This window comes from Burkholderia sp. Leaf177, from assembly GCF_001424345.1.
GTDB lineage: Bacteria > Pseudomonadota > Gammaproteobacteria > Burkholderiales > Burkholderiaceae > Caballeronia.
This window is the reverse complement of the sequence record NZ_LMPF01000001.1, coordinates 555,812-571,725: the sequence shown is the minus strand read 5'-3', so window position 1 is coordinate 571,725 and position 15,914 is coordinate 555,812. Positions and strand designations below refer to the sequence as shown.

The following is a 15,914-nucleotide window of genomic DNA, read 5'->3' as shown; positions in this document are numbered from 1 at the left end:
TAATTCACGATGCCGCCTCCACAATGCGCGCCGCCAATCCCGAATCACGCCGCGTCGGCGTTTGGACGGCCTGCGCGAAAACCGCCGCCGAACCGATTACATCGACACGGCTGCGCGCGCGCGTGATCGCCGTATAAACCAGTTCCCGCGACAAAACCCGGCCGAACGCGCTCGGCAACACGAGCGCGGCGTGATCGAATTCGGAGCCTTGCGATTTGTGAACCGTCAGCGCGAACGCTGTATCGTGAGGCGGCAACGCGGCGGGCGAAACGGCGCGCAATGTGCCATCGGCCAGACGGAAGCAGACCTGCATTGCACCGCCCGGCGTTGGCAGCGCAATGCCGATGTCGCCGTTGAACACCCCGAGCGCGTAGTCGTTGCGCGTGACGATTACCGGCCGGCCCGCAAACCATTGCGCGCCCGCGCCTAGCGTCACCGATGCCGCCGCCCTTACCCACGCCGACACACGCACGTTGATTTCATCGACACCGCGTGGCCCGTGACGTGTTGCTGCAAGCACGCGGAAGCGATTGAGGGCATCGAATAGCGGCGTTGCGTTGCTGCCCGACGCCAGCACTTCTGCAAGCGCGCGTGCGTACGGTTCGAACCCAGCGTTGAGCGACGCGAGCGTGCGATCGGCGAGATGCTGCCCGGCGTCGGTAATGAGCGTTGCATTGCCTCCGGCTGCCAACGCAGCAAGCGCTTCGTCCACCGAACCACTGCGAATGGCAACCGACAGCCTGCCGATATCCGATTCCAGCCCAAACCGGTAGTTGCGCTGCAGCCAAACCACGCAATCAGTCAAAGGACTCTGCGCTTCGGGCATAACCGTGGCAGGCGCGGCCGGATGCCAGCCGAGTTCGGCATAAGACTCGTCATCGCGCGTGGGATACCACACGGGTTCGACGTCCGGCATGATCGGCGCATCATCTTCCTCGGCGCTCGGCAATCCGGCGATAAAACGCTCCACCGGCAGCGACAACGCACCGGCAATCCGCTCCGCGCTGCGCTGGCTGAAAACCGGCCGCGCGCTCAACTCCGCGAACACCGCGCCCGCTTCCACGGCCGAAAGCTGATCCTTGTCGCCGAGCATGATGAGGCGCGCGTCCGGCGCGACAGCTTCGAGAAGATGCGCGGCCAGGGCGACATCGATCATGGACGCTTCGTCGATCACGATTACGTCGAATGGAAGCGGATTGTCACGATGATGCCGGAAGCGCCCGTTCATCTGCGTGCCGAGCAGCCGCTGCAACGTGAACGATGTATTGGGCAAGCGCGCCGCCAGCTCCGGCGGCAGATCGCCTGCGCGTTCGGCCAACGCTTCCTGCATGCGCTGCGCAGCTTTGCCCGTGGGTGCGGCAAGCGCAACGCGCAAACCCGGATTCTGGTCGAGCAGACACGCGAGTACGCCGACAACCGTGGTTGTCTTGCCCGTTCCCGGCCCGCCGCTGACAATAGTCAGGCGTCCCGACAACGCGACTATTGCGGCCACGCGTTGCCAGTCGATGCCGTCCTCGGCGTTTCTTGAAGTCGAAAAGTACCGCCCTACCCGTGCTTTCAACTCGTCTGGATCTATCGCGGTGAAATCCGTCTGGGAACGTTCGACCAACGCGCGCGCGAGCCGCTGTTCGTAGTCGAAATAACGTGCGAGATAGATGCGCTGACCGGAATCGATGACAAGCGGCAGCAAGTCCGCGGCCGCTTCCTCGCCATCACACACCACGCCGCTTGCAAGCAATGCCGTCCGCACGACGTCAGGCTGTTCGCCATACCTGCGCGCCAGTGCATCGAGCGCGATGCACACGTGGCCCTGCGTCGTTGCCCGGCTTACTGCGAACGCGGCGCGCTGCGCCCACCGGGTGTTGCCGGGATCGCGTTGAAGACGCTTCGACAGCATGCCGATCCTCCGCGCGAAACCATCGGCGAGCGCCAGGCTTTCGTCGGGGATAAGATTCAGATCCGGCGCGTTCATGCGGCGACTCCTTGCATCAGGCGATCGAGCGCCTCGATCAGCTCGAAAGACGGCTTGCCGACGTGGACGCCGGCCGGTTTGCCGTCGACGCTCCATTCCGGCCGCACGCTGCGGATGAACAAATAGAGATAGCCGCCAATGTGCCGTTCGAACGCGTAATCGCGCAAACGGATCTTCAGATAACGATGCAGCGCGACCACGTAAAACAGCGCCTGCAAGTGGTACGCGTGTGAAGCCATGGCGGCGTCGAGAGATGAACCGGTGTAATCGGCGGGCGTCAAACCAAGATGATTCGACTTCCAGTCGATGATCCAGAAGCGGCCTTCGTGCTCCACGATCATGTCGATAAACCCTTTCACGAAACCACGCAACGTAGCGGCTTCGAGCGCGACATCCGGGAAACCGTGGACCACGAGCACACGCCGTAATGCCGCGAAATCAAGCGATTGTGCCGGGAACAGGAATTCGAGTTCGTTCAATCGGCGCTTGGGCGAAATGGCTTCAAGGCACATGCCCGGCACGAGCTCGGTCTTGACCGTGTCCTTCAGGACGCGCGACATCATCAAGGCGAGATCCGTCTCCGGCGCGTCAAAGGCGGAAAGCGGGACGGGATGTTCGTGCAGTGCGTCTTTGATGGCTTTTGACCATGTGGCGGGTTCCGTGAAATCAGCCAGCTCGTACATTCGATGCAGACATTCCCCCGCCGATGGTCCGCGCGGAAACGCGAGGATATCGTCGGGATCGAGTTGAACTGGCGTCTCGGGCAACTGAGGTTCGGCAGACACGATTGCGTCGATACGTCCGTCGTGGTCCGGGCGTTCGTCGGCGAGTTGCGGCTGGTTCGATTCCTCGCGCGCGCCGGCGGCGATCATCGAACTGAAACTCGCGGTCCGCCAGCTGTCGCGCAACACGCGATTGCTTGTTCGCGACTCAGGCGCAAACGCGGCATCGCGATGCACGACCAATGGCTCGCGCACATCGATGACCGGCAATGGCTCGACCGAAATCGATCCGGTCGCGAGCGCTTGCCAGGCGTCGATCACATCGTCTTCTTCGGGCGGCTCGCCAAGCCAGTCGCCGAACTCGCGGCCCGCGCCCGCCACCAGCCAGTTGAGCACGCTGCGTCGCGATTCCTTCGCCGATTTGCCGATCAGATACACGCCGCCCACCACATAACACCGGTACACGGCGCGTGTCAGCGCGACGTACACAAGCCGCGCGCGCTCGGCGGCCTGCTCGCGGGTTGCGAGACCGGAAGCGCGTTCGCCTTCTTCGTCCGTATAGCCATAGTGCAGGACGGCCGAGCCATCGTCGTGATACTCGCGGGCATCTGGAAGTCCTGATGAAGGCGGATCGCGCAGTGCGCCATCGTTCAGGAAAGGACAGAAAACGACCGCATATTCGAGGCCCTTCGATTTATGCACGGTCACGATCTGAACGAGATTGCGGTCCGATTCCAGCCGCAGTTGCGCGTCTTCCCCGCCGCCTTGTTCGGCGCGTTGCGCAGCGAGCCAGCGCAACGTTGGCGCAATGCCCGGCTGCACCGCGCCGCGCGCCTGGATCAGCTCGGCCAGATGGTTGACGTTCGTCAAGCGGCGTTCCCCGTCGGGTCCGATAACCAGCCGCTGCGCGATGAACAACTCACGCGCGAGGGTGCGCCACATCACAGCGAAGCCGCGCTCGTGCCACAACATCCGGTATCGGGAAAATCGGTCGACCCAGCTCATGGCGTCGGCCGAACTTTCTACGGTCTCGTTGTGCTCCATGTTCCATAACGCGGTTGCATCCAGGCCGAGCCAGTCGGTTGCAAGCGCGGCACGAAGGCGACGCAGGTCGCCCGGGGTATCGATAGCCGCCAGCACGCGCTCGATCTGCTCGGCGTCGAGCGTGCCGAACACCGATGCCTGCGCGAGTTCCACGCTGCCTACGCCCCAGTTCGCAAGCACCCGTTTGACAAGACTGCCCTGCCGGTGCGTCTGCACGAGCACGGCAATCTGTCCTGGCGACAACGGTTTCTCACCTATGACGACTTCGCCGTTCTGGGCGCCGCGCAACAAGCGCACGATCTCGGCCGCGCACGCCTCGGCGGCTTGCCGGTTCGCGTTCGTCTTCGACAACACCGATTCACCTTGCGGTAAGAGCCACACGCAAAAATCGGCGGTATCGGAATACGCGGCTGAAGGCGTGTTATCGATTAACGGTTGACGCTCGCGCGTCCCCGCGCGCACGGGCTGATACGTCAGGCCATCGAGGATGAATGCCGACGGATTAGCGCTGAAAATGCGATTACAAGCGTCGATGATCGGCGCCGTGGAACGCTGATTGACCGCAAGCGTGTATCTAGCCGACGCCTCGGCGCGCGCCCTCAAATACGTGTGCAAATCCGCGGCGCGAAAACTATAGATGGCCTGCTTTGGATCGCCAACGAGAAACAACGGCCCTTGTGGCGCGAAGATCCTGCTGAAAATGGCGAACTGCAGCGGATCGGTATCCTGGAATTCATCGATCAACGCGGCCGGATAGCGCGCACGAAGGGCATCGGCGAGCCATGGATTGGCGTCGAGCGCCTGATAAAGATTGGACAACAGATCGTCGAACGAGACCACACGCCGGGTGCGTTTTCGCGCCGCCAGTTCGAGCGGCGCGTAGTCGAGCCATTCGCGCACGATCCCGAGCCACGCCGCGCGCTGTGCCGCTTCCGCAGCCGCGGCGGCTGCGGCAAGCGTCTCTGCATGATCGAAGAACGCATGCGCCGGCGGCTCGTTCTTGACCTTCGTGCCTTTCTTCAGCGCGCTTGCAGTGAGCTTCAGCGCCTCCTTCGGCGGTGCGGCATGACAGTCGTTATCGGCGAAATAATCGGACCACGCGGCAATCGCGGCATCGATCAATGCGCGCTTGTGCGTGGTCTTGCTGAGCTTGGCTTCTGCATCCACGAGCAATTGCACGATTGAATCGCGTTCTGCATGCCAGAGCGCGCACGCGGTATCGAATAATGCTCGCGCATCTTCCCGCGCGCCCACTTCCAGTTCGCCCCAGCGCAGCGCGGCCAGCGGCTTTTTCAGGCGGCGCGAAAGCTGCGCGTCGAGCGACGCCGGCCCTGCGCCCTTGCTCACTAGCCATGCGGCGAAAGACACATCGCGCGCCGCCGCGGGTTCGACGCGTTCACGCCAGAAGTCCGCCGCCATTTCGAAACGCAACGCGCTGTCGTCGGCTTCGAGTTCGAACGCGAACGGCATGGTCGCGGCGAACGGCGCTTCCTGCAACGCGCGCTGGCAAAACGCGTGAATGGTGTGGATGGCGGCTTGATCGAAAGTGTGCAGCGCAATGTGAATACGCTTGAGCGCCTCTTCAGGGTCGACGCGCTCGAGCGTTGTTTCAAACAGTCGCTCGATGAACGCGTCGCCCGCCGAGTCGCCCGTTTCCATTGCGTGCGCTATTTGCACGAGCCGCGAGCGAATGCGCTCATGCAACTCGGCCGTGGCCGCCTTCGTGAACGTGACGACAAGGATTGCATCAGCCGCGAGCTTCTTCTCAAGCAGCAGCCGCACATAAAGCGCGCAGATATTCCACGTCTTCCCCGTTCCCGCCGATGCTTCGATCTGGTTCACGCCATCGAGCGAACACTCGAAGACATCGAGTTCGTCAATCGTCATTGTTGTTTGCGTGTCCATCATGCGTCGCTCCGCATGTGCTGCTTGAGCGGTTCGAAAACGATACGAGCAAGCGTGGCGAAGGTTTGATCGAGTCGCAGCAGGTCGGCGCCGCGAAACGCGATGCGTAATGCAGGATCGTCCGACTCGCCGCGCGTTCTATCCGATATCCACACGCCTTGCGCCTTGGACTCGCTTTCCGTCACCCACGTCCACGCGCTTTTTGGGAAGAATCGCAAGGGCAAGCGCCGACCCGCGCGATACAACGCAGCAAGCGTCGCGAGATGCGCGTGAGGATCGGCAACCGGCATCAGTTCGAAACCGCTCGACTGCGCGCCGCGTCCGTGCCACACGGTGCGGCGCGGTCCATCGGGCAACGCGGCGCAATACACGAGATGGGCGAGCCACGCGGACAAATAATCGCGGGCACGCGGGACGTCGTATCGGTAGATGATCTGGCCTTCTTCGGTCAGCAGATTCAAGGTGCCGTGAATTTGCATTAGCATAACCGCGTCGGCTCGCAAGGCGGCGTCGTGGCGGCCGAACAGTTCGACGCCGGGCTCGCTCTCAGGCCAGTGGGGAAGGATATCCAGCGTAAAGGGCAACCGCGACGCGCCTTCTTCCGTTGCAATCCGGACACGATTGGCAAGCGAATGCAACGCGCCGATCTCGCGCGATTGCCACACGCCGCCGGTCGCGCCGCCCGGCATTTCCGGACTTGCACGCGCGACCCGCCGTGCACGATCGAGGGCGCGGGCTTCACTATCGGCGGTGAGCGCAAGAAGCGACGGCAGCACGCGATCAGCGAGCGCGGCGCGGCCGGGATATTCGAGCTCGAACGGTTCGGTGTCCCCGAGTTCTGTTTCGGCATCGAACAGCGCGATGCCCAGACGATCGCGCAAAATTGCACGTGCCGGATGGCGCCAGAAACGTTCGAAGTCGTCAAAGCCGATAGGCTCGACGTCCTCCGCCGGCAACGGCACGCTGAAGAACCTGACAGACGGTTCTGTCTTGCCGAGCGCGAGCGTACGCGCGAGTTCCGCGCGCTCCGGCTCGTAGGTGAACAACGGCTTGCTGAAATACTCGGGTGCGAACGGCTGCAACGGATGCTCGAATACAAAGCGGCCGCGCGCAGCTTCGAGTTCTTTCGGCGGGGCATCCTTTCCCGCAACCGTTTCGGCCAGATGATCGAGCAGTTCATCGATCAAAGCAGCGGGCGGCAGCGCGGCGTTATCGCGAATGCTGCGTCCCGTGTAGGCGATCAACAAGCGATCGCGCGCCGACAACAGCAAGTCGAGGAACAGATTGCGTTCGTCGTCGCGACGTTGGCGGTCCCCAAGCTTGCCGAAACTCGCCATCAGGTCGAATTCGTCGGCACGCGCGAGGCTTGGCAACATGCCGTCGTCCATGCCGAGCAAGCAAATCACGCGATACGGCAAGCCACGCAAACTTGTCAGCGACGAAAACGTTACGCCGCCCCAAGGCACGCCGCCACGCGCTGCGTCGTCGAGCGCATCGGTCAGCGCCGTGCGGAGAACGTCGGCGGAGATTTCCGTTTCAGCGGCGCCCTCGTTCATTGAAAGCATCAGCGAGTCGAGCGTTGCGCGCACGTCCGCGATTGAATCGGCGAATGGCAGGCCTGCGTCGAAGAATTGCGTCAGTGCGTCGAGCAGCGTTTGCGTCCAGGCCGCAGGCGTGCGCGCGGTGGCGACGCGCTCGCCGAAAGCATCGATGTCATCGATAAAACGCGTCAACCGCCCAAGCAATTCCGAATCCGAACCGTGAGCGCCTTCGACAGGAAGCCATTCGTCGACGGGCGCGCCGCCATCGGGCAGCGCATAGCCGAGGAAAAGCCGCGTCAGTGCATCGGAAAATGTATGGCGTGCAGCGGGAACATCCACGCCAGTGACAGTCAAAGGCGCGAGACCACGGCGCGCACCCGCCGCCGCCAGCCATGTCTGCGCGGTTTCGAGCGCGACGGCGTCGATGCCATAACGCGCCGCTACCGCATCCACCCGCAGCCATTCAATCAACTCGGGCGCACCCACGCTCCGCTCGGGAAGCGCGAGCCAGTCAAGCAGCACGCGCGCGACAGGATTTGCCTGCGATGGAGGCAATCCCGTGATCCGGTACGGAATCCGGCGGCGCTCCCCGGCCACGCCCGCCGGCGCCGTGCCAAACACGCCGTCGATAAGCGGACCGGCCGCAGCCAGGTCCGGAAACGCCACGAGCACGTCCGAGGGCTGAAGCCCTTCTACCTCGTCGAACCAGCCGAGCAAGCGGTCGTGCAGCACTTCGAGCTGCCGCGACAAGCTGTGGCAAACATGAATCTCGATCCCGGGTTCAAGCGAAAGCGCCTCACCGGATTCCGAAGGCTCATCGAGATCGAGGATGGCGTTCTGCACATGCGCGAGCCAGGTCGGCGCGGCATTGTGCTCGAAATGACTGGCTTCCCGCGACGCCGCGCTTTCCGTCAGCTCATGCAACATATGGAGTTGAGCTTGTGTCTGACGGCCCCATTCGGCAAGCAATGGATGTCCGACCTCCTGGAAGTCCCGTTTGCCAGCGAGTTCGAGTTGCTCCACGCGTGCTTCGCTGACGATATCGAACCAGAATTCGCGGCAAGGATTGATGGCGTAAATACGAACGTCGATCCAGCGCGACAGTTCGCGCAGCAACGCAATATGCAGTGGCGGCATGGTCGGCAACGCGAACACGCTCACGCGCTCGGGCCATTCGGCTTTCATCACGGCATCGAGGTCGAGCTTCGGCGATTCAGTCAGGAACTTGTATGCGGGCGGCGTGGGATCACGTGCCTCGGCGTTGCGTGTTTCGTTGTCAATGGCAAGGTCAGCCAGAAGCGCGCGCCACAACTTGGCCTGCCAGCGTTCGTCTTCGCGCTGGATAGCGGTGGCATTCGGCAGGCGCGGACCGTTTGCATCGATCGCGCCGGCAGCGGACGCCAGGATCGAACCGCCCGCCTGCCAGTGCAGCAGCCATTCCGGCCGGTATGTCAGGTAGTGATCGAACACCGTCGCAATGCGTCGCGCGAGCTCGTAGCGCATGGAATCGTCGGCGGCATCGAGGTATGCGTGTAATCGCGATGAACCTTCGGGCGCCGCGTCCGCCACGTCGCCGAGCAGCCGAAAGCAACGCCACACCAGCCGGTCTGGCGCAAATGGCGAATGCTCGGGCACGTGCAGCACGCCCCCAATCCGCGCCCACAACCATTGCGCCAGATAACACAAATCCACGTTTGCGCAGATCCCGAAACGCGCCGCCATATCGAGTTCCAACCGCCTGCGCACTGCTGCGCTCGGCACGATGATGGTCTGGCTTGCGAATGGATTGCCGTCGTTGAGCGCGAACGCGGCGACGTCGTCCAGCAACGCCTGCGACAGCGTTTCATGGCGGTTCGAATAGAAAAGTTCGAGCATGGATCCTGCTAGTTGAGCGTGAAAGGCAACGGCTCGTTCGGCAAAAGCCAGGGACGTGTCGCGAGGTGAAACAACAGGATAGCAAAGGCCGTTCGCCACCGCGATTCGGCCGATCGGCCTAGGTTTCGATGCCGTCGAGTTGGGTTAGACTCGAAGCCACAATGAAAGGCAGGTCCGAGCGCCTCGCATGGCAGCCGGGACCACGCCGGGAAATTAGGAAGTTGATGCGTTACTCGCTAGAGATCAGAAAATTCATTTATAGCCAGTACTTTTTCGGCGGCTTGCGCATCGCGCTCGGCGTTTCGCTGCCGGCCGTACTGATGCTGACCATTTTTCACAATCGCGAACTCGGCTTCACCATAGCGACCGGCGCCTTGGGCGCATGCGTGGTCGATATGCCCGGCCCGTTGAAGTACAAGCACAACGAGATGCTGGCGTGCACGGTGATCGGATTCTTGTCGGCGCTCGCCACTGGAATTGCGAGCGCGAACGTGGTGACGTTGTGGCTGACCGTCGTGCCGCTCACGTTCGTTTTGTCGCTGATTGTGGTGTACGGCAATCGCTGGCCGCAGATCAGCTTCGCCACGCTCTTCATGATGATCGTGACGCTGGAAGAGCATTTCACGCCGATGCAAGCGCTGATTTATGCGTCGTGGATCTTGCTCGGCGGCCTCTGGTACACATACTGGGCTACCTTCGTCAGCCGCTGGATGGTGTATCGGATCGAACGGCAGGCGCTCGCGGAAAGTGTCTTCAGTTGCGCCGAATATCTGCTCGCGCGTTCCGAGTTTTACGATCTCGATATCAATATTGACGAGTGTTATCGAAAGCTGATCGAAAAGCAGATCCTGGCAGTTGAACGACAGGATGCAGCGCGCGACATCGTGCTGCGCAACCTGCCGAAATTGCGCAGCGGCAAGCTCGATCCGCGCCGCGCAATGCTTTTCAACCTGTTCATCAATGCAGTGGATCTGCATGAGATGTTCGTGGGTGCGCACACTGATTATCCGCTTGTGCGCAACACGTTCGGCGGCGCGGATATCCTGATCTTCTATCGGGATCTGATGCGCAAGTCCGCGCTCGATCTCGAAGACATTGGTCTTGCCGTGCTGCAGAACCGGCCGGCGCGTCCGAAGATCAATGTGAAGGCGGAGTTGCGCGCAATCGAGTACGAGCTCGATCAAATGCGCAAGCACGAGGTTCCACAGAAAAATCCGGAGGCGTATTCGGCGGTGTCGTCGGCCTTCAGGCGGTTATGGAGCGCGACTCGTCTCATCGATAAAATGCGACGCCAGACGCGTCACGATCCGGGCATCACTGAAACGGAAATTCGAGTCGATCCTAAACTCGCGCGTTTCGTGTCGAGCCGGCGCGTGCCGTTCATGCAGATTTTCTCGAACCTGACCATGTCGTCACCGAGCTTTCGTCACGCGTTGCGCGTGACGATTGCCGTTGGCATCGGCTTCTGGCTCGGGCGCTTGCTGCCGCTGACCAATGCCTACTGGATCGTGATGACCACCGTCATCATTCTCAAGCCAGGCTATTCGCTCACCAAACAGCGCAACGTGCAGCGGATCATCGGCACGGCGATTGGATGCACGGCGTGCGTCGGCCTGATTTTCGTGGTCAAGGATCCGCATGTGCTGCTCGTGGCCATGTTCGCCTGCATGGTTATGAGCTACAGCCTTCTGCTCTTCAACTACACGGCGAGTGTTGTCTTTACATCGGCTTATGTGCTGCTAATGCTGCACTTGCTCGCGCCGGGCGGGATGCGCCTGATCGGCGAACGGGCAATCGATACCGCCGTGGGTTGCGCCATCGCGATTGCTGCAAGCCATTTGTTCCCGTACTGGGAATACCGGCTTATGGGCAAGCAAGTGCACGACATGATCGGCGCCATGCGCAACTATCTTGAAGCAAGCTGGTGGTGGACGGGCAAACCGGCGGCGCAGCCGGAAGCCACGAACGCCGCAGTGAATCCAACTGTTTTCGCCGACGCCAACGCGGCAACCGCCGAAGCCGCTACGTCAGCGCTGGCGAGATCAGAAACGCCGGGGCCGGCGTTAAAGGTGGACGGCGAAAACTCGTCGATGCTTGCGGCTCCAAGCGCGAGCACCGCCGCCAAATCCAAACCGTTGACAGGCGAAAGTGCTGCGGCAACCGCCCAGTCGGGTGCATCGGCAGCGGCGGCCGAAGCGGCGTCGGCCCTGGACAGCGATTTCAAATACCGCCTCGCGCGCAAGAACGTGCACATCGCGTTCGCAAATCTAGGTCAGGCTTTTCAACGCATGATGCTCGAGCCGAAAGCGCAGCAGAAATTCGTTCCTGAGCTCAACGACTTGCTGGTGCGCAGTCACGTGCTTGCATCCCAGATCACGGCTGCCGGGCCTTTGCTGCAATCCGTAGGGAAATCCGCGGCGGGTCACGCCGCTCAACCGGTTCAACGTGCGTTGAGCGTGATTCGCGACAATTTAACGCAGGCGCAAGATGGCGTGCCCGCGCCTGACGACCAGGCCGAGCAATCGAAGCAACTGACGGTTGAGCTGGATTCAATGGTGGTCGGCGCCGAGCGCGCGGAAGATATTCCGTTCGACGCCGTTCAGGACCTGAAGCTTCTGGCGCATCAATGCAAGCAGATGCTGACGGCCTCGTTCCTGATCCGCAAAGACGCGAGCCTCATCAATCTGCCGGAATGAAAGACTTGTGAGCCCGCGCGTTTATTGAGATGCGCCCGTAGAAGGCGCGGCAGGCACTGTCGTGCTGGATGCGGGCGTGGCGTTCTCATGCTCGTAGTCGCGCTTTTCGCGGATCGCGTTGAAGAACAGCGTTCCAATCACAAGCAGCACCACGACCACGATAAGAATGCTGATCGCGAAAGTAGGATTCTTGCGCGTCGGGGCCTGTTTGCGGCGGTCATCGGTCATGAAAATCGAAGCTCTTTTTGAGATTGGGCGAAACGCAGGATCTTACCCGACACCGATTTCAGATGGATTTCGGCGCCCTGCCTCCGACACCCGCGCAAGACGTGGTCCACATGCCCGGCGCAAACTAATTCCCTGTCACGCCGAGCGGTGGCCTGACCGGCAGTGCCGTGGAATATTTGATCTGTTCCATGGCGAAACTCGAACTGACGTCATAAAGCGGAATCGCGCGGATCAGTGATTTGTACACACGGTCGTAGTCGTCGATATCCGACACCACCACGCGCATCAGATAGTCCGTTTCCCCGCTCATCCGATACACCTCGACCACCTCGGGAATATCCCGCACGGCGCGCGTGAACGCGTCCGCCCAATCCTGTGTGTGCTGGTTCGTTTTAACCGCCACGAATACCGTGGTTCCCACGCCGAGCTTGCGGGGATCGCACAGGGCGACTTGCGCGCGAATCACGCCGGCTTCCTTCAGTCGCTGAACGCGCTTCCAGCAAGGGGTCTGCGAAAGGTTGACCCGCGTCGCAAGTTCGGCGATGGGCATCGTGACATCTTCCTGAAGCAGTTCCAGCAACTTGCGATCGATAAGGTCCATGCCCAGGCCGCCCCTTGTAGGAAATTATTCTACTTTTACGCTACTTCACGAAATTATATGGAAACTTCTTCCACGAGCAAACCGGTATAAATGAGGTACCGAAAAACGCAGCGCGCCGCCAATGTTGTCCGTCCACGAACTCGCCATGCCTTTACTCCAAGACGCCATTGACATCGAATTGCCGTTTGCCCGGTTGACCCAGGCACTCGATACCGCGTGCTGCTTCGACCCGGCATCGCCCGGTTTCATGAATGGCGTTCGAAACGCACTTGCCGGCTTGGCCGATGAACCTGAGCTTTTATCGAAAGCGCAGCGCGAAAGCTGTCCGGACTCTTACACGCGGCATCTGCTGTTCGCCGATCCACTCGGCCGTTACGCCATCGCGGCCCTGATTTGGCGGCCCGGTCAGATGAGTCCCATACATGGCCACCATACGTGGTGCGCTTACACGGTCATTGAAGGAACGCTGACCGAAACGCTGTTTTCCTGGGATACCAATACACATCGCGCAGTCGAAACACGCCAGCATGCGCGCGCTCGCGGCGCGGTTTCCGTGGTGGGCGCCGGTCGTGGCGCGATCCATTGCCTCGGGAATACATCCGCAGCGGAAGAAACCGCGATCTCCATCCATGTCTACGGCGTGACGGGCACGCAAATCTCGACGCACGTGAACGACATCGTGCGAACCGACTAACCGTTTACGCTTTGCCCGGCGCCGATGCCGTCGGAATCTGAGGCGGAATCTGCACTGATTGATCCGTTGCTGGCGGCGCGGGTTGAGGCTCATGCGAAATATCGCGGGCGTCCGCTGCAGCGCTGCGGGCAACTGGCGACGCGGGTGACATCGGCAAAGGGTCTTTTACTTGGTCGAGATCGTCCCACGGCGCATCCTTGCCCGACGATTCCTTCGATACCCGCAATTGCATTTGCGGCACCGGAACGTCCATTCCGACCTCGTCCATCTTCCGTTTGACCCTGACGTTGAACGCGCGGGCAACGCTCCACTGCTTCAGCGGCAATGTCTTGATCTGCCCTTTCACCACCATCCAGTTGGGGTCAAACCGGTCGAGCCCCCACACTTCGATAGGCCCGAGCATCTCGCGCCTGTAACGGAAATCGGCTTTGAGTTCAGCGCCCACTTCGCGGATCATTTGCGTGACCTGATCGACATCGGCCGAGAACGGCACCCGCACCTCGAACACGGCATAGGCGAAATCACGCGACAGATTTTTCACAATCTTGATCTGCGAGAACGGAATGGCGTGAATTGCGCCCTGCCCGTCGCGCAAGCGCACGGTGCGGATGGTCAGCGTCTCGACCACGCCGGCATGACCTCCATCGACTTCGATGGAATCGCCAACGGAAATCGTGTCCTCGATGATGATGAACAGCCCCGTAATCAAATCGGCTACCAGCGACTGCGCGCCGAAACCCACCGCTAATCCGATCACGCCCGCGCCCGCAAGCAGCGGCGTCACGTTCAGGCCGAGATTAGCCGCCGTCACGATGGCTGCGGTGGTCAGCAATGCCACGAACACCACGTTGCGGATCAGCGGCAGCATGGTGCGCGCGCGCATGCTCGGCCCGCGGCCCTTGCCGCGCGGCGCGTTGGGATTGAGCGCTTCCTGAATCCCCGTATCGATGATGATCCACACCAGCCACGAGATGAAAATGGTCAGCAAGATGGCGCTGACCGCGTGCGTGATACCGCGCGCCGCGACGCTTTCCTCGGCCAGATTGGCGAGCGAAAAACCCCAGAGATGCGACCACAGCTCGAGAAACCCGAGCCAGATAAACAGCACCAGCAAGCGGCCAAAATATCGGACCAGTCGTCGGACATACGCGGATTGGCGTCGCGTCTTGCGCTCGGGCAGCTTCGTGACGTGCAGCACGATCGCGCTGAGAAACAGGCCGATCACGAGCAACCCGGCACTAGCGATATCGAGTTGCAACACGTTTTCCGACGTGCCGATTCCCGCCAGCGTCCCGATCACGGACACGGCAACGAGCAGCAGCATGGGCAAATGCCATAACGAACCGAACACTTCGAAGGTTTCGGTCGCGGCCTTGTGGCGGCTTCGCTGCTCGTAGGAACGGCTGCGAATCAGGTGAGCGACCGGCCGCTGGAACGCGAGCGCGAAGTAACCGGTCAGGATCGCGGCGCACATGTTCGATATGGTCGAAATCAGCGCCGACAAATTCGTACCGAGCTGCTGAGCCACATCGTAGTTGGCGGCGGCATCGCCGAGCGCGCCGAGCGTGCCGATTACAAACAGCAGACGGCGCGCATGGACGATCAGCACATTCACCGCCACTCGCCGATGCGCCGAGCCGAACAGAGAAAACATGATCAGGCAGATCGACGAGAAAATCGCCCCGGCGACGATCGCGTAAGCCGTGACCATCGCGAGCGTGCGCCCGAGGGACACCGGCATCATCCGCACGAAAGTCAGCGCCGCCACGAAAGCGAACAAATAGGGCCCGACTCTGCGCAGCGTGAATATCAGCAACTCGCGAGTGCTCGGATTGGGATGCAACCCGAAGTGAATTTTGTAGCGAGCATGAATGCGCCGCTGCAGGTACACGAGAAGAAAAGCACAAGCGCCCCAGCCGGCCAGCGTGAGGAAATAGTTCAGGAGGCTGCGACCAAACGATTCGCGGCTCTGGCCCGAAGCGATGGTGAACAACTCGTTGCCGGCGGCGTTCAAACGCCCGCCCCAGTAATTGAACGGCGTGTGGCCGCGGCTGATATCGGCTTCGATATTCGCTAAACCCGATGCGATTGCGCCCAACAGGCCGGTCTTCGGCGTAATCGCCGCTACGACCGAAGAAGCCGCCGTTGTGGAACTCGCCGATGATGCCTCGAGTGCAGCGCTCGCTTCCGGCGCGGACACGTCAGCGGCCGCGGCGCTCGCGGTCACCGGCGGCAGCGTGCCGGAATCGGCGTCGCGCCGGGCGTCGCGGAGCTTCTTCAACTGGCTGACAAGCGCGGTGCGCTGGCGGTCGCTATCGAGCGCTGAGATCACCGTATCGAGCGAGTGCGTCAGCTCTGCGTTGGTCGCGGGACTGGCGGGCGTATCCGACGCCCCGGTCGTAAATGCAGGGACGGCGGTGGCATCGGACGCGGCTGGCGGGGTAACCAGTTCCTGAAACGACGGCAACGCCAGCGCGGGCGGCGCCGCGTAAGCATCGAGCGACAATCCTGTGCAGGCTACGATAAAAATCGCAGCGCATACCAGCGCGCCAGCGAGCGCCCGGATTCGGCTTGGCTTCATGGCGGTATGGAATGATGTAAAAGACCGCCAGTTTATCCGCTGTCCTGAAATTATC

At 61.5% G+C, this 15,914-nt stretch carries 8 protein-coding genes; 2 read left to right on the top strand and 6 right to left on the bottom strand.

Annotated elements, in window-relative coordinates; all coding sequences use genetic code 11:
- Positions 1-4: 4 nt before the first annotated feature.
- From ASG35_RS02555 to recC, 3 genes are read right to left on the bottom strand one after another with little or no spacing between them, the layout of a single operon-like run.
- The gene (locus ASG35_RS02555; RefSeq protein ID WP_056352439.1) at positions 5-1,972 is read right to left on the bottom strand and encodes an AAA family ATPase; all 1,968 of its coding nucleotides are present in this window, start codon (positions 1,970-1,972) and stop codon (positions 5-7) included.
- A complete protein-coding gene (recB, locus tag ASG35_RS02550) occupies positions 1,969-5,646 on the bottom strand; it encodes an exodeoxyribonuclease V subunit beta (protein ID WP_056352438.1) in 3,678 nt (1,225 codons plus the stop codon). The genes ASG35_RS02555 and recB overlap by 4 nt, the downstream gene beginning before the upstream one ends.
- A complete protein-coding gene (recC, locus tag ASG35_RS02545; RefSeq protein WP_056352437.1) occupies positions 5,643-9,059 on the bottom strand; it encodes an exodeoxyribonuclease V subunit gamma in 3,417 nt (1,138 codons plus the stop codon). The genes recB and recC overlap by 4 nt, the downstream gene beginning before the upstream one ends.
- 224 nt (positions 9,060-9,283) lie before the next feature.
- Between recC and ASG35_RS02540 the strand changes: the two genes are divergently transcribed.
- Entirely contained in the window at positions 9,284-11,755 is a 2,472-nt protein-coding gene (locus tag ASG35_RS02540; protein ID WP_056352934.1) for an FUSC family membrane protein, read from the top strand.
- Between the two features lie 21 nt (positions 11,756-11,776).
- On the opposite strand, the gene ASG35_RS02535 is transcribed toward ASG35_RS02540, so the two are convergent.
- On the bottom strand, positions 11,777-11,983 hold the full coding sequence (locus ASG35_RS02535) for a hypothetical protein (protein ID WP_056352435.1): 207 nt from the start codon (positions 11,981-11,983) through the stop codon (positions 11,777-11,779).
- A gap of 124 nt (positions 11,984-12,107) precedes the next feature.
- Positions 12,108-12,584: an Lrp/AsnC family transcriptional regulator gene (locus tag ASG35_RS02530; protein WP_056352433.1), complete on the bottom strand. Its 477-nt coding sequence runs from the start codon at positions 12,582-12,584 to the stop codon at positions 12,108-12,110.
- A gap of 145 nt (positions 12,585-12,729) precedes the next feature.
- On the opposite strand from ASG35_RS02530, the gene ASG35_RS02525 reads away from it, so the two are divergent.
- Complete coding sequence (locus ASG35_RS02525; protein WP_056352932.1) at positions 12,730-13,278, top strand: cysteine dioxygenase family protein; 549 nt, start codon at positions 12,730-12,732, stop codon at positions 13,276-13,278.
- A 4-nt stretch (positions 13,279-13,282) separates the two neighbouring features.
- Here ASG35_RS02525 and ASG35_RS02520 read toward each other — a convergent pair whose 3' ends face one another.
- The gene (locus ASG35_RS02520) at positions 13,283-15,859 is read right to left on the bottom strand and encodes a mechanosensitive ion channel family protein (RefSeq protein ID WP_082508188.1); all 2,577 of its coding nucleotides are present in this window, start codon (positions 15,857-15,859) and stop codon (positions 13,283-13,285) included.
- Positions 15,860-15,914: the final 55 nt, after the last annotated feature.

Bases quoted from the DNA above. Each gene is read 5' to 3' on its own strand.
- ASG35_RS02555 (WP_056352439.1), bottom strand. From the start codon at position 1,972: ATGAACGCGCCGGATCTGAATCTTATCCCCGACGAAAGCCTGGCGCTC.
- recB (WP_056352438.1), bottom strand. From the start codon at position 5,646: ATGATGGACACGCAAACAACAATGACGATTGACGAACTCGATGTCTTC.
- recC (WP_056352437.1), bottom strand. From the start codon at position 9,059: ATGCTCGAACTTTTCTATTCGAACCGCCATGAAACGCTGTCGCAGGCG.
- ASG35_RS02540 (WP_056352934.1), top strand. From the start codon at position 9,284: ATGCGTTACTCGCTAGAGATCAGAAAATTCATTTATAGCCAGTACTTT.
- ASG35_RS02535 (WP_056352435.1), bottom strand. From the start codon at position 11,983: ATGACCGATGACCGCCGCAAACAGGCCCCGACGCGCAAGAATCCTACT.
- ASG35_RS02530 (WP_056352433.1), bottom strand. From the start codon at position 12,584: ATGGACCTTATCGATCGCAAGTTGCTGGAACTGCTTCAGGAAGATGTC.
- ASG35_RS02525 (WP_056352932.1), top strand. From the start codon at position 12,730: ATGCCTTTACTCCAAGACGCCATTGACATCGAATTGCCGTTTGCCCGG.
- ASG35_RS02520 (WP_082508188.1), bottom strand. From the start codon at position 15,859: ATGAAGCCAAGCCGAATCCGGGCGCTCGCTGGCGCGCTGGTATGCGCT.